Here is a 15626-nt window from a genome sequence, read left to right on the forward strand (position 1 = left end):
CAGGTACCCCCTCAGTGTCTGCGCCCATTGCTGAAACGGTCGAGATAAGAAAAATATCCGCTACAGCAGAACCATTGGGTCAAGAGGTTTTTAAAACGAACGTTCCAACCCTGTTTATCTTTGATGCAGAGCAATCGTCAGGAGAGGAGCAACCAGCCGTCTATGAATTACCACTTAAGACCATCAGTCGCGGTCATAGAACAATTAATACTTTTCAATTACCGGATAATTCGGCCTTCGTGGGAAACAATGCAGATATTCTGCCGGAATTTGTGATTGGGAGAGGCAAACATCATCATTTCATGATCTCGGCAACCCGTAATAATGCTGTTTACTATCTGGCGAATATCGAAATTGATTCCAGAAATCCTTTAGATATGGGGAGGGGTTTAGCAACAGGGCAGTCGTTTACAACCCCGACCACACAGAATCACACTCCGTTCGGTATTATGGATCTCAGAGGTGCGGGTATTTTTGTTGCTGACAACATTAAATTGGTAATGGACCCAGCGGATAGTGATATGAAGATCGGGCTGGTAGAGCTGGGCTGTACCAATTATGCTGACGGGGTTGGAACCGAGGAAAATTTCATCTACCGATTTATGCGCTCTGAGTTTTATCTGTCACAAGGAGAGCAAGGACCAACACGCCGTCAAAACGCTGCATTGAGTGTCAGATGTCTTCAGAAAACAGGGCAAGTGGCGTTGACCTTGAAAGACACCACAACATTCATATCTGTACCCACTGGCAGGACAGCAACCGATTCACCAAAAAGCAGTAGTGAGTTGTTCTATATAGCCTTATATTTCAGGAAAAACGTTCTGAACTTCGTCGATTCTACCTGTAACAGCGTCGTTGATCAGTTTCGCAATGATTTATCCATTGATCGGGATAATCCATCGGATCCTGATCACTATATGGGGCGCGTCTTTAATAATAATTTCTGTTTTGACTTCAAAATGATAGATGGAGCATTTGGATTAAAAGGCAGAGCGCAAGCATGGGGTTTTGTGCCGGCTGTTGAGCACGTCGGTAAGCGTAGCTGCTGGGGTAAGAAAAGATATCAGGCAGGATTTGCTTCGGTGAGCGAATGGTCTTCGGCAGATGTTCATGTTGCCTGTCATTGCAGTATGCCAACATCTACTTCATCCATTTCAAACACTTCAGTCAGTTCATTCACAACTTCTTCCTATACGACTCAGGTTTCACCCGCACTGACTTCTGATGTTGTTGATACAGGCGCTCTGGTTATGAATAAGACTGATGCCGCAGGATTAAAGGCATTAGAAAAATTAACCACGGGGGAGAAAGTATGCGTTGGAGCTGGCGTGTTTCTTGCTGACCAGATCGTTACTCAGTCCTGGTTCCATCTTTCAAAACGGATCAGGCAAGCCTGGATAAGGCATACCAGTCAGGCATTAGCTATTACGTTTGGTTTGGGTTTTCCGGCATTTCAGTGGCTACCGGGATGTATCAGTGGATTGAGAGGAAGGTCAGGGCACGCCGTATTGGGGGATAAGGAGCCATTGGGATATCAAGATATATTTGAACCACGCTAGCAGCCTGTCGGACTTAAGACTGTCCTACTGCGGTTGCAATAAATTGGTCTAAAAATCCCTGTTTCTTCGTCAAATAGCTCGCTATTCTCCTCAGAAACAGAGATTTTTATCCTCAATTTCTTGCAATCCTCGCTACGGACGCTTAAGTCCGACAGGCTGCTAGGAGCCCATATGATCCGCCTCCGGAAGGTTTTTCTGAACCCTCCACAATTCGGTGGTCCGGGTTATTTACTATGGGACAGGACTTTTCCTGTATTTATGAAATATCCGGTCTAGGATAAATAACGCCCTTAAAAAGTATGGTTAAGGAAAGGATACTTCTGTTTTAACGTTTAAAAATCAGACAGAGTGCGGTTATGAATATTTCCGGAATCGGGTTAGCTGTTGCGCTATTGTCAGCAATTTGTGGCTTCTCTTGTCATGCTATCACTACTGTTGGGCCAACGGTCGGTTCCGAATATACAAAGTTTTTAAGTTGTTCAAAATTAACCAGTAGTTTCGACAGAAAGGTGTGCAGTCAACATTTACCCGCTTTCAAGGCTTTTATCAGGAAAAAGAATAATCAGGTATCTTCGGCAACACCTTCCTCAACCGCAGCTCCAATTTCTGAGACGGTCTGGATAAGAAAAATATCCGCTACAACAGAAAGATTGAGTCATGAGGTTTTTAGGGACACCCATCCAACCTTGTTCATCTTTGATGCAGAGCGATCATCAGGAAAGGGTGAACACGCCGTCTATGAATTACCACTGACAGAGCCTGACAGTGGCAATCCCAGGATGACCAGGAGTTTTCAATTGCCTGTTAATTCGGCTTTTGTGGGGAACAGAGAGGATATTCTGCCTGAATTTGTGATTGCGGGAGGCATGCAGAATCATCACGTGATGTCGGCAACCTATAATGATTCCGTCTATTATCTGGCGAATATCAAAATCAATTCCAGAAATCCTCAAGAGCAGGGTGGTTCATTAGCAACAGCTGCCACAGTATCCCCCGGTTCAACCCCGACCACGCAGTATCATGCGCCTCCGGGTATTCTGGATTTGAGGGGGGCAGGTATTTTTGTTGCAGACAATATCAAGGTGGTACTTGATCATGCGGATAATGGGATGAGGGTTAATACAGTAGACCTGGGGTGTACTGATTATGCTGACGGGAGAGGAGCAGAAGAGTATTTCATCTATCGATTTACAGACTCTGACATTGAACTTCAGCCAGGGTTAAATAATGTTCATAACGCTGCATTGAATCTTGAATGTTATAAGGAAACAGGGCAAGTGCGGTTGACTATGAAAAACACTACAACTGTCTTGTCTGTATCCACTGAAACTGATGCTGCAGGACGTGGGATGCCCCAGGGCAGTAGTGTGTTGTTCTCCATTAGCTTGTTGCCTAAGGAAAATATTCTGAGCTTTTTTAATTCTACCTGTAACAGTGTCGTTGATCAGTTTCGTAACGATCTATCCATTGACCCTGCTAATCCATCGGATCCCGATCACTATATGGGCGGCGTCTTTGGCAGTGACTGTTCTGATATCAAAATGGTTCAGGGGGCGTTCGGATTAAAAGACAGTGATCAGGCATGGGGTTGGATACCGGTTGAACATGCCGAAAAAGAGAGCTGTTGGGCTCAATATGAGAAGAGTTATCGAGCGGGTTTTGCTCCAGTGGGTGTATGGTCTAAGGCAGGTTTTAATGTTGCATGCACTGCTTCTCCCTTTGCAACTCAGATACCTTACACAACGGCTGATGCAGATGCTCTGGTCGGGAATAAAATCAGCAGATCAAAATTAACCGGATTAGAGATCATAGGTATATGTTGCCTGTTCGGCGGGAGCCAGTTCATTGCTCAAATCTGGTTCCGGCTTTCAGACCGTATCAGGCAAGCCTGGATAAGGCACACCAGTCAGGTGTTGGCGGCTACATTGGGTTTGGGTCTCCCAGCACTCCAGTTGGTTCCGAAATGTGTCAGTGGATTGAGAGGGTACAGTGTATCGCCGATAAGGCACTCTCTGTTACATGATGATTTTGATTCACTCTAAGTACCCCACCGTACGAAATCACATTTTCTGACCTGTTTTTCAGGCGTTCGTGGCAACTGCTCCTGCGTTGCTGTAATTTCTCATTCGGTTAAAAAAATACGACAATGGATATTCTTTTTGCTAGAGAAGACTTTGCCTTTATTTATTAAATATCTGGTCTAGGATGAATAACGGCCCTAGGAAGGATTGTTACGTTAAGGACGCTTCTATCTTGACTTTTAAAAAATCGACAGATTACTGTTATGATAATTTTCAGGTTAGATATAGTAGTTGCTTTACTGTTATCAATTTATGCCTTCCCCAGTTGTGCTTTTCCTGCCGTTAGTTCAACGGTCAGCTCCACATATACAGAGGTTTCGAGTTGTTCTGAGTTGACCAGTCGTGTCGACAGAAACGTGTGCAGTCATCATTTAGCCGCTTTCAAGGCACTTATCAGGGAAAAGAACAATCGTCTTTCTCTAATTCCTGAAACGGTCATGATACGAAAAATATCTGCTACATCAGAAAGATTGAGTCATGAGGTTTTTGAAACGCTCCATCCAACCCTCTTTATCTTTGATGCAGAGCAATTACATGAAAAGAAACAGCCAGTCGTCTATGAATTGCCATTGACAGAGGATGCCAGAATCAGCCACGAAGGGGGATCAACTTTTCACTTGCCGGATAACTCGGCTTTTGTGGGAAATAGAGCGGATATTCTGCCTGTGTTTGTTACTCAGGGAGTCTTACAGGATCACTTCGTGATATCGGCGACTCACAGTGATTCTGTCTATTATCTGGCTAATATTGAAATTGATTCCAGGAATCCCCAAGTCTTGAATAATTCATCAACAGTGGCTCTGGCTGGGTCTTCCGAATTAACTCCAACCAAACAGAATCATCTACTGGCAGGCGTTCTGAATCTGATGGGTGCAGGTATCTTTGTTGCGAACAACGTCAAAGTGGTGCTGGATCCGGCAGATAATCAGATGCGGATTAAACCGGTGAAACTCGGGTGTAGAAGCTTTGCTGGTGGGAGAGCATCAGAAGTAAACTTCGTCTATCGATTTATGAATTCTGAATTTGATCTTCTGAGAGGCGTAAAAGGACGGAAAGATTTTCAAAACGCTGTACTGAATGTTGAGTGTTTTGAGAAAACAGGGAAAGTGCAGTTGACCATGAAAAACACTAAAACCGTTATATTCGTACCTACTGACGGTAGAAGTTACTGTTCAGGTATCAAAATAATTCAGGGAGCGTTTGGATTAAAAGACAGAGAACAGGCATGGGGTCTGATAGCAACGGATCATAACGATAAGCATAGCTGCGTGGCTGAATTGGGAAACGGTTATCATACAGGCTTTGCTCCAGTGAGCGAATGGTCTGAGACAGGCTTTGATGTTGCTTGTAATTGTACTACGCTAGAGCCTGCTTCATCCGCGTCATCCATTTCACCCAATTTATTAACAGCCTCGCCTTATACAAATCTGGTAGTCAACATTTCATTTATAGCCGGTTCCGATCCGGATACAGGTGCTCAGGTTATCAATAATGAGATGCAAGCATTAACCTATCAGAGAGCCGCAATTGCAGTCCTGATTCTTCTGGATCAGGCCATCACTCATACCTGGTTCTTTCTTTCATACCATATCAAGCAGGCCTGGATCAGACACACCAGCAGGGCGTTAGCATCTATAATGGGCTTTGGTCTTCCTGCATTGCAATTGACATACTGCAGAACTGGAGTGGTAGGAGAGACAAAGCTCTCCTTATTGTTCTGGCTATTAAAGGATCAGAATCAACTTTAGTTTGTGGTTTCATGCCCCGCCACCCTGACGGGGTAATTGATGTGTTGAAAAAAAGCCTGAGCTTTCAGGTGTGGTTGACCATAAACTCATAATTTTGAGCTTCTTTGGCAGGTATGATATTGACGCTCTCGGTTTGGGGATCAAAAACAATAGAGACTTCACCTGATTTCAATAACCCAAGTACCTGCTGAATACGACTTTCCTGATCCTGCTCAAAACCGTTGTCGGTCCCTTCCCGGCTGACAAATTCAGCAATCAGGTTGTGCAGTGTTTCTGTGTTTAATTCCTGATAAGGAATAATCATTCTTCAGCTCCTGAATATGTCCTTATGGATATAATTCCAGATCGGTGACCAGAAAGTGGTCTCCCCTGGACTCCCAGACCACATTAACGTCCCAGAGTGCGAAGCCATGCCTTCGCCCGGTGGTATCTCTGAGGTAGGCCGGGCGTGGATCCTGCCCCAATACCTGTTGAATCAGTTCCACCAGAGAGCGTCCGGTCCGGCGTTCATAAGCCAGGCATTTAATCATGGCCTCTTCGCTGAATTCCACTGCTGCCATGATGGCGGGTAAAGGTGCAAAGCCACCTTTAGCTTCTGGCAGAGCATCGGCGTAGGGCAGGTAGGGTTTGATATCAATAACCGGTGTGCCATCCAGCAGATCAGCTTCTGCCAGTCTCAGTATCAACTTGCCGTTCCCCGATTGGATGCTTTTCAGTTTTACCACAGACAGGCCAATAGGGTTAGGACGATGGGTCGAACGAGTGGCAAAAACGCCCATGCGCTGTTTGCCGCCAAGTCGGGGAGGGCGAATGGTAGGGCGCCAGCCTTGATTCATGGTTTCGTGAAAAACAAAATGAACCCAGAGGTGAGAGAAACCTTCCAGACCACGTACCAGGTTCTCCTGGTTGAAGGGTGGTAACAGTTCCAGCTCTGACTCTGCCGCTGTGACAATGCCCGGTTGGCGGGGGATTCCAAATTTTTGCCGGTAGCAGGAGTGAATCACTCCAATTTGTTGAAACTGGAAACTGTTTTTGCTCACATTTAACCCGTAATCGCTGTTTTGACCGGGCAATATAATGGAAAAATGAGGCTCTTAACAGGTCTTAGCCTCATGACGGGTCATTGTTTCAAAGCAACTGTGCTGGGCCTGATCAGGATTTCTTTAGAAAGATCAGGAGCCTGACAGAGACTATCAGACTCCTGTTGTTTTCAGGAAGTCTTTTTTCTCCAGAAGGTTGCCTGGGCAAGGGTATGCTGGTGTTTTCTGGCGGTTTCCCGGATGACAAAAGGAATATCTCTGGGTGGTTTAATCTCCTCAAAATGTTGGCCCAGAACTCTTTTCAGCCCGTCATAGGTTGTCAGGGCCTCACCATTCTCACGTATTCCTCCCAGCCATTTATCCTTTGACGTGTATTCTTCCAGCCAGGTATAGGGCGAAGTCAGCACCAGCAGTCCCTCCGGACGGATTCGCTCATGAACAGAAGAAAGGAATTTATGGGGATCGTTGAGTCGATCAATCAGATTCCCGGCAAAGACAAGGTCATAGTTATTGTATTTGGTTTTGAGATTACAGGCGTCTCCCTGGGTAAACAGAACACGACTGACATCAATGTTATCGGCAAAGTCAGTCAGTTTGGCTTCACGGTATTCACCCAGTTCTCCCTCAAAGGGCACAAAGTATCGAATTTTTCCATTCTGCTGAAGCCTGGAGGCCGCAGAGATAAAACGAGCTGAGAAGTCGATTCCATCAACATGTTTGAACCAGCGGGCCAGCTCAAAACTGCTTCTCCCTACCGAGCAGCCCAGATCCAGTGCCCGGGTGCAGTTGAGGTCTGTCAACAGCTCATGGCAGACTTCGGCACAGGCCCGGGGGAAATTTTCAACACCAAAGTAGCTTTCACCATAATGAAATTCCAGATACTGAGCCACCAGCACATCGGTTTCGTAGGGGTTCAGGTTGGCATTAAGCTCAGCAGTGGATTCAACATAGCGAAAACCGGCATGCTGGAAAAAATGTCGCCTGAAAGCATATCGGGAATCCCGGATCGCATAGTTACCTGTCGAGATCCAGCAGCCACCTTTGATCAGGTTATGCCGGCCGTCAAATGTGGGGGTTGAAAAGTCATCGTAGTAGGGATGAACCTTGAAGCCTTCAAAGGCATCAATGGGAGTCGTTGTCCATTGCCAGACATTGCCAATGACATCATAAAAGTCCCCCGTCCTGAACTGGTTAACCGGACAGGAAGAGGCCCAGTATTCGAGGTTGATGTTGCCAGGAGCCTGTTTCCAATAAGGTTGGTCTGTATCAATGCTGTCTCGCAAACAATACCATTCAGCTTCGGACGGCAGTTGTATCTGCAGCCCTGTCATTTCTGACTTCCACCGGCAGAAAGCCTGAGCCTCATGGCAGTTGACATCCACGGGCCAGTTCCAGGGCATGTCTATCTCTTCCAGCATGGTCCGGTATCGGTAATTTTCATCACCGGGAACCCAAAACTCAGGGTGAATGGCTTCGGCAAAGGTAGCCCACGCCCAGCCCTCGTCGGTCCAATATTTTTCGGCGTTGTAGCCCCCATCCCGGACAAACTCAAGAAACTCCTGGTTGCTGACCAGGTACTGGCTGGCCTTGAAGGCAGGGATAGTTTCTTCATAGTGACCGTATTCGTTGTCCCAGCCATAAAGAGCATGATCATATGGCTTGCCGAGAATCTGGTGGCCACCGGCATGTTCAATCAACTGATTTTCCGGCGCTGCCCCGGAAGTTTTGCAGGGTTGCCAGTCCGGGTGAGGCGTGACGTAAGCCAGGGGTAGCTGACGAATGAGAACCGATGAGGTCTCCAGGTGGATGCGCTCATGCTCTATGCCCATCATGATCAGCCAGGCTGGACTTTCCCAGGTGATGGGTATTTCCAAAGGCATGGTTTCTATAAATTCAACGATGAGTGCCCTGACTTTTTGACGGTATTCCTTCATGGCTGGAACCGTTGGCCAGTCGTAGTTGTTTTCGTCCAGATCATCCCAGGACATTTCATCAACGCCGATGGCTACCATTGCCTCAATATCGGTATCTACTCGTTCATTAATCAGGCGGGCAGCAATCAGTTTGTTGATAAAAAATGCTGCGGTATGGCCGTAGTAGAAAATCAGGGGGTGTCTCTGGGAAATAGCCTTACGATAATAGGCCTCATCACTGGTGAGTGTTTCAAAAAGACGATCGTAGATATCGTAGGTTTCGCAGAAATACTGAATCAGTTCCTGGCGCTTTGCTTCCGGAGTGCCTGAATCGAGTATCAGCGTTCTTGTGGGGATCTGGAGTGGCGAGGTGTTTTCAGTAGACGTCACATTTGGCACGAGCTAACCTCCAAAGCAATTTAACAATGCGTTACGGTTTGACCAGAGACTATTAAAATATCCTATATGGTCTAGAGCTTAAAGGCAGTAGTATCAAGGTTGACCGATATGTCAATTTCAGCCAGTTGACTAATGCCTTTCGCGCTGCCACAGATCATACGTTTTCAAAGTGTTGTTGGATGACAGGTTATCAATGGATTGCTCTGGAAAGAGTTGAAAGGTCTGTCAGTTATTCAATGACAGACCTATATAATCCATTCAGGGTTTGAACTCAGCTATTGCGGCCCTGATCCTGCGAACGCCTTCCTCCAGAGTAGATCGACTGCAGCCAAAGTTCAGTCTCAGGTAGTCACGGTCTCCAAACTGGGCACCGGGGGAGAATCCCACACCGGCATCTTCAAAGAAGCGGTGTGGATCATCCAGGCCCAGTTCGCTGACATTAATCCAGGCCAGGTAGGTAGACTGCAGTGGCAGCATACTTAAGCCCTTAATGTCATTGATTTCGGACATCAGTAAATCGTGGTTACCCCGAAGATAGTCGAGCAGACTCTGGCGCCAGGGTTCGCCATGTTCGTAGGCGGCTCTGGCAGCCGTGAAGCCTATCAGCATGTTATCCGGATCAGGGACGATACCCTTGCGCACTCTTTGAAATTCCATGCGCAATGTGCCATCTGGTATTACGGCAAAGGCACAGCCAAAGCCGGCCAGATTAAATGTCTTGGAAGGCGACATCAGGGTGATAGATGTGTCCCGGGTGAATTCACTCAGACTGGCATAGGGGATGTGTTCGGCATTACGATCAAGAATCAGGTCGCAATGCACTTCGTCAGAACAGACGACAATGCTGTACTTTTTGCAGAGCGCCTCGATAGTCTCCAGTTCTTCCCGGGTAAGTACCCGGCCATTGGGGTTCTGAGGATTACATAGCATCAACAGCCGGGTGTCGTCGGTGATCCTGTGTTCAAAGGCTTCCAAATCCAGCTGCCACTGATTGTCCCTGATCACCCAGTCCAGTCCGATCATCTGGCGTCCTCCCAACCTGGGTGCCATCAGAAAGGGGTAGTAAACCGGCAGAGGCACTGCAACGGTCTCTCCGGGACCAGCGACGCTTCTCACCGCAATATTGAGTGCGGTCACCAGTCCCGGCAGCCAGACAATCCAGTCTTTTTCAATCTGCCAGCCGTAGAGGTTTTGCATTCGCTCGACAATTCGATCTTCCAGACCCTCATCGGCCAGGGTATAGCCAAAAACACCGTGGTCAACACGTTGTTGCACAGCTTCAATGATTTCAGGGGCGGATTTGAAGTCCATATCCGCCACCCAGAAAGGCAAGATATCTCTATCTTTGTAGCGATCCCACTTAAGGCTTGAGGTATGACTTCGGTCGATAAAAGTATCGAAATCTGTGGACACGGATACTTCCCCCGGGGTTGGATTGAATGTGTTTCACTGATACTACCTGCAGTCAGTCTTTTTTGAAATCTGATTTATCAGGATGGCTTTGCCGATTTTATCCGTTTTGCTGTCTCGCTGGTCAGCTCAGGGTGGTAAATCCTGCCAGGAGGCTGGAAAATCACGGTTTTGTAGACAATGCTCAGAGAACCTGAAGTTTCTCTGTGGAGAAGTCCCGAGTTGATTGCCAGAGGCGTTGTCTATTCGCTGTTGTCAGGAGCCTTGTTGGGGAGTCTGATCATTCTTCCTGGATTGATGTCGAAATATTCTGCTATTGAGCTGGTAGCAGGACGCTTTGCAGTATTTGGTCTATGGGTATCTATCATTGTCCTTTTTCGTCGCGAGATTATTAAAAGAGTCCGGCAAGATGGTATCGTGCCATGGATTTGGGTGGCCCTGCTGACGAATCTTCTTTATTACCTGTTTCTTGTCATCAGTATCCGGAGCCTCGGCGGCGTTTTTGCCTGTATTCTGATAGCCGCCTTACCCATGATTTTTCAGAAATGCTTTTTGGAAAGAAAGGCTGCCAGCCAGCTCACTATGCCTCTACTGCTGTTGATTGGAGCCTTTTTTCTGTTGATTTCCCAGAAGTTTGATCAGGTTAATCCGGACTCACATGAGCAGAGTATGGTCTATGGATTGTTCTGTTTACTGTTGGCGAGTATCTGCTGGCTCACAGGTACCCGCATACAGTTATTAATGGCTACTGAGCGCCCCGATATTGATCCTTCCGATCGTTATCTGTTAACCGGACTGGGCTCTGTATTGGCATTGCCCATGATTTATCCACTGACCTGGCTGGACCACCCTGAATTCACCCTGTTTTCGGGAGGTGTTGTCAATATTGACTGGGCTTACTTCGGAGGAGGGGGGTTGGTAGCAGGGATATTAGCCACCGGTTTGGCCCGGATATGCAGACGCAAAGCAGTGTCGCACAACAGTGATTCAGGATTTTATCCCTGCACAACCCTTGAGGTTTTATTTGGAGTGCTTTTTGTCTTCATGCTGGAAGGGCGCATACCCAACAATCAGGAGTGGGCAGTCATTGCCATCCTGGTTTCGAGTATGGCTCTTTTTTACCGGAACCGAACTGTTTCTCAATTTAATACCAGCTCAGGATAGTTGTTTCTGATCTCGTCCCGGTTACCTCTGAAGAGAATTCTTTCCTGTTTCTGCTCCAGCTGATACTCGTACATGGGGTCATAGTAGCCAACCAATAATTGCTCAATCAGTGGCCGATAACCATCAATGACACCATGAACTTCATGTTGCTGAAGGGCTGAAGAGAGAAGCTCTCCCAGCTCCTGATAACGGGCTCCACCCAATCTTCTGCGAATCCGGCAAAGGCTGTCAGTCAGCCCCTCGCTGAAGCGGGCAAAGCCCTCTTCTTTGCCGTAAACGTTCTGGTATTCGGCCAGGTTATTGCTGACATACTCCTGAAGACCTATCTCTACACGCTCTTCTATAGAAGCTTCCAGCAGAATAATGGAGGACTTTTGCATCTTGTTGCTGAACACCTGGGACAGGCTACAGCGCCCGATCAGCTTGCTTTCGTCTTCCAGAAGCAGAGCGCGCCCTGGTTTAAAGTGGCGGTGCTTGAGCATGGCGATAGAAAGACGATTTTCAAAGTCAATCTGAGTGGGCTGGCCACCATAACGACGACCGAAGCTCGACCCCCGATGGTTGGCCAAATCCTCCAGATCAATGCTGTCTTCAATGTCATAAATCAGACGAGTTTTGCCGGTACCGGTTTTGCCACTGAGAATCATAAAGGGAATGTCTTCAACAGACTTTTCCAGTTCATCGATCAGGAACCTTCTCAGTGCCTTGTAGCCCCCTTTGATCAGAGGGTAAGGGGATCCGGACTCGGCCAGCCAGGATTGGGTAATATGAGAGCGCTGACCGCCACGAAAACAGAATAGGTAGCCTTCTGGATGCTTTTGTACAAATTGCTGCCAGTGGGTCACTCTTTCATCACGCACATCGTCAGTGGCTAGCTGATAACCCAGGGCGACGGCAGCATCTTGCCCCCGCTGCCTGTACTCAGTACCAATCACTTCACGCTGGTAATCATCCAGGATTGGCAGGCTGGTCGCCAGTGGGAATGAACCTTTGTTGAATTCAACAGGAGCCCGAACATCCATCAGTGGCACATCATTCAGGAACAGGGCGAGGTAGTCGTGAGTATCCGGGCGTTGCTGGGTCATAAGGTTCCGTAACAGCTCAACGGGAGCGGGCTGGGTTCTTGTCCAAAAGCCCTATAGTTTCGCTGGAACCTGTCTGTTTAAGCAAGTGTGGATTGTTTCTATCGGATATAGAAGGGCAGAGTACAGCCAAACTTACCGGAACAAAACCAGGCGGCACAATACAGGCTGTGTATAGGAATCAGAGTTTGGCTGCTGTGTATATCTGAGTACAACATTCTGCACAAGGTTTACATCGCCATAGCGATTGCCCAAATGGCTTTCTGACAACAGGTTTTTAACATTTGATGAGCATTAAAACTGCATGATTTCTATTTCAAGCTGTCTGTTGCCTCTGGGTTTGGCTTTGTGGAGAAGGTGGTAGAGGCTTGCTAAAGATACGAACGTAAAAAAGCCCAGACCGGTGGTTACTGTAATAATTGTAGGGTCAGGTCTGTATCCAAAGGCAGCAACAATTGACATAGGCAGTTTTTCACGACTGAGTATTTCATAACTATTGCCAACGATTAAATTTTTTCCCAAGTCCCAGAGAGTGCTCGATTGACCCGCAATTTTTTCAAATTCATGCCAGGCATTCGAGAACAGTCCAGCTCCCAGACTGGCGATTACAATCCATGAAAATGCTCTCAAACAGGCGCTATCGGTTTCCGGGTTGAATGGTATTAGTTTTGTAGCAATGACTCCCATAGGAATAAAAGACAAGGAAATGGCTTCGTATTTTTTATCAAGGATCAGCGGTAAGGTGGCCAGAGCGCCTTCTCCGGCTTCGCGAAAAGTATATGAGACAACATTGATCAGCAACCCTGACAAGAGAAGTTCTTTTTTACCTGTGACACCTCCAGCGAGCCCGAGAGCCCAGCCACCAGCGCAGATGCTGGCTTTTAATGATGTTAAGCCAGCAATAAGTTCAACCCATTTCTCGGGGATTTCCATCCCTGACTGCGAGAGTAAGACACCCGAAGTGAATACACCGCCCATGGTAATGAGACTGGTGCCAAGCGCTGTCCCCAAAATCTTATATTTGGCTTCTGGTTTAACTCTGATAGAGCCCTCAAGGAGTACGAACATCTCCACGCCTTCCATAATCCAGATAGCAACGCTGGTAAGAAGCGGCTCGGTACCTTGTTTGCTTTTTTTGGCGACAGTTGCAGTAGAGCTTTCACATCCCAGTTTATCTTTAATGGCGTTAAAGTCAGAGCTGTTATTATAAAACACAGTTGAGTTATTCGGGTTGTTGATTTCTGAGCAGACAAAGGCTTTCAGCTTTCCTCTGTTCTCCCCGCAGCTGATATCGTCTGATGCTGTCTGCGGCAGTCTGGTGCTCATGGAAACCCTATCCGGTAGTATGATATTGAATTTTGAAGCAGGTGTGCTTCCGTTAACTGCTGAAGCCACTGTGGAGTAGTCAGATTTAACTAATTCTGAAGTATTCAGAGCAGGACTAGCCAGAGCTGAATGAACAGAAACATAAGCAATCATCGTCGATATTAAGAGCACAAGACAGGTTTTTGACCGTTGCATTGGATGTGTCTCCATGAGCTGACCGGCTGATTGATATCGATTGAATTCAGATAAGCTGTTATGAACACATTCGTATTGGCTCGAGTAGGTATAGTAAATCTGGGGTGAAACGCAACTCGTTTGCAGGATCGCCGAACAGCCCAAAGGAAAGCTTGTATAAGCATTACAACCCCAATGTCTCGGCGCTATCAGGCAGTAACTGATCAATACTTGTGGGTTGCACTCTGTGGATAACAAGATAGAGGCCTGCAAGAGTTACCAATGTAAAATAGCCCAGGCCGGACGTTAAGGTGATAACCGTAGGATCGGGTCTGTATCCAAAGGGAGCAATAATCGACATTGGCAGTTTTTTATCGCTGAGTATCTCATAGCCATCGCTCACCGTTGTTTGTTTGCCCAAATCCCAGACAGTAGCGGATTCACCGGCAATTTTTTCAAAATTATGCCAGGCTCCCGAGAACAGTCCGGCCCCGAGACTGGCCATTACAAACCATGAGAACCTCTGCAAAAAGACAGTGTTGGTTTTCGGGTTGAATTTTATGAGTTTTGAAGCAATGATCCCCAAAGGGATTAAACCCAATAGGCCGGCTTCGTATTTTTTATCAAGGATCAGCGGTACAGTAGTGAGAACGGCATTGCCGGTTTCGCGAAACGTGTTCGAGATAACATTTATCAGTAACCCTGATAAGGCGAGCTCTTTTTTATCTGCAATTCCTCCAGCCATCCCAAGAGCCCAGCCACCAATGCAGAGACTGGCTTTTAATTTTGTTAACCCGTCAATAAGTTGAATCCATTTCTCGGGGATTTCCTTACCGGATGCCGCGAGTGCGACGCCAGTACTGTAAAGGCTACTCATAGTGATGGCACTGGTCAGATACGCTGCGTACAAAATCTGCTTTCTGGCTCTAGGGTTAACTTTTATAGAGGCACTAAGCAGTATGAACATCTCCACGCCCTCGCGAACCCAGATGGAAACACTGCTCACCCAGCGGTCGTAATCGGGTTTATTTTTTATGGTCTCTTCTGGAGGGGGGGCGTCACATCCCAGATGATTTTTAATATTGTTCAAGTGAGAGCTGTTGCCATAAACGAAAGTTGAGTTACTAGGCAGGTTCATCAGTGAGCAGATAAAGCCCGTCAGTCCACCTTGGTTTTCCCTGAAAAGGATATCGTCTGATGATGTCAGGGGCAGCCTGATACCCAGGGAAACCGTACTCGATGAGCTGACATTAAATTCTGAAACGATTGCAGGCTCACTGAAATTTGAAGAAAAGGTGGAACTTTCAGGATTGACTGACGCCGTCGTATTTATGTCAGTTTTAGCCAAAGCCGAATGACTCAGGATATAAACAATCAGCGTCGATATTAAAAGCAGACGATCAGGTTTTAATAACTGCATTGGATGGTTCTCCATCAACAGGCTGATTGATATAAACTGAATTCGGCTCGACCGGCTTGTCGTGGCTCGGATAGGTATAGACAATGTAAGATGAAATGCAACTTGTTCGGATTTACTGGAAGCTTCCGGAGTTTTTACTTTCTGGCTGGGCGTGCTGAGCTATCCCTCCCGGGAGGCTGTCGCAAAAGTACTGAGCTTCTCGCTCTTTCCGGTTAAAGAGCTCCCACGTTGGGAGGATACTTCTCCATTCTTGCCTTTAAAAACTCAAGAGCCCTGCTGAGGTTATCTTTATTCCTGACTTGACACAGGC

11 protein-coding genes are annotated in these 15626 nt (G+C 47.0%); 4 read left to right on the top strand and 7 right to left on the bottom strand.

Annotation, left to right across the window (positions count from 1 at the left end; translation table 11 throughout):
• The first annotated feature begins 14 nt into the window (after positions 1-14).
• From ACOJUO_RS16935 to ACOJUO_RS16945, 3 genes are all read left to right on the top strand, one after another.
• Positions 15-1559, top strand: a complete 1545-nt coding sequence (locus ACOJUO_RS16935; protein WP_422137590.1) for a hypothetical protein — start codon at positions 15-17, stop codon at positions 1557-1559.
• A gap of 686 nt (positions 1560-2245) precedes the next feature.
• Positions 2246-3601, top strand: a complete 1356-nt coding sequence (locus ACOJUO_RS16940; RefSeq protein ID WP_422137591.1) for a hypothetical protein — start codon at positions 2246-2248, stop codon at positions 3599-3601.
• Between the two features lie 476 nt (positions 3602-4077).
• Positions 4078-5388 (top strand): hypothetical protein, encoded by a 1311-nt coding sequence (locus ACOJUO_RS16945; RefSeq protein WP_422133182.1) that lies wholly within the window; start codon positions 4078-4080, stop codon positions 5386-5388.
• A gap of 64 nt (positions 5389-5452) precedes the next feature.
• Here ACOJUO_RS16945 and ACOJUO_RS16950 read toward each other — a convergent pair whose 3' ends face one another.
• From ACOJUO_RS16950 to ACOJUO_RS16965, 4 genes are all read right to left on the bottom strand, one after another.
• Positions 5453-5692, bottom strand: coding sequence for a YheU family protein (locus ACOJUO_RS16950; protein ID WP_422133183.1), 240 nt, complete (start codon positions 5690-5692; stop codon positions 5453-5455).
• 22 nt (positions 5693-5714) lie between these two features.
• On the bottom strand, positions 5715-6428 hold the full coding sequence (tsaA, locus tag ACOJUO_RS16955) for a tRNA (N6-threonylcarbamoyladenosine(37)-N6)-methyltransferase TrmO (protein WP_422137592.1): 714 nt from the start codon (positions 6426-6428) through the stop codon (positions 5715-5717).
• A 170-nt stretch (positions 6429-6598) separates the two neighbouring features.
• Positions 6599-8740 carry a 5-histidylcysteine sulfoxide synthase gene (gene ovoA / locus ACOJUO_RS16960; protein ID WP_422137593.1) on the bottom strand — a complete coding sequence of 714 codons (2142 nt, stop codon included), beginning with the start codon at positions 8738-8740 and terminating at the stop codon, positions 6599-6601.
• Positions 8741-8998: 258 nt separating this feature from the next.
• A complete protein-coding gene (locus ACOJUO_RS16965) occupies positions 8999-10153 on the bottom strand; it encodes a MalY/PatB family protein (protein ID WP_422137594.1) in 1155 nt (384 codons plus the stop codon).
• 177 nt (positions 10154-10330) lie between these two features.
• Between ACOJUO_RS16965 and ACOJUO_RS16970 the strand changes: the two genes are divergently transcribed.
• Entirely contained in the window at positions 10331-11314 is a 984-nt protein-coding gene (locus ACOJUO_RS16970; RefSeq protein ID WP_422137595.1) for a hypothetical protein, read from the top strand.
• Here the strand turns inward: ACOJUO_RS16970 and mnmH are convergent.
• The 3 genes from mnmH to ACOJUO_RS16985 form a co-directional block, all read right to left on the bottom strand.
• Positions 11290-12399 carry a tRNA 2-selenouridine(34) synthase MnmH gene (gene mnmH, locus ACOJUO_RS16975; protein ID WP_422133188.1) on the bottom strand — a complete coding sequence of 370 codons (1110 nt, stop codon included), beginning with the start codon at positions 12397-12399 and terminating at the stop codon, positions 11290-11292. The genes ACOJUO_RS16970 and mnmH overlap by 25 nt on opposite strands.
• A gap of 291 nt (positions 12400-12690) precedes the next feature.
• Positions 12691-13611 carry a hypothetical protein gene (locus tag ACOJUO_RS16980; protein ID WP_422133189.1) on the bottom strand — a complete coding sequence of 307 codons (921 nt, stop codon included), beginning with the start codon at positions 13609-13611 and terminating at the stop codon, positions 12691-12693.
• A gap of 469 nt (positions 13612-14080) precedes the next feature.
• The gene (locus tag ACOJUO_RS16985; protein ID WP_422137596.1) at positions 14081-15316 is read right to left on the bottom strand and encodes a hypothetical protein; all 1236 of its coding nucleotides are present in this window, start codon (positions 15314-15316) and stop codon (positions 14081-14083) included.
• Positions 15317-15626: the final 310 nt, after the last annotated feature.

The sequence above is a fragment of the Endozoicomonas sp. ALC020 genome, assembly GCF_049275935.1.
GTDB lineage: Bacteria > Pseudomonadota > Gammaproteobacteria > Pseudomonadales > Endozoicomonadaceae > Endozoicomonas_A.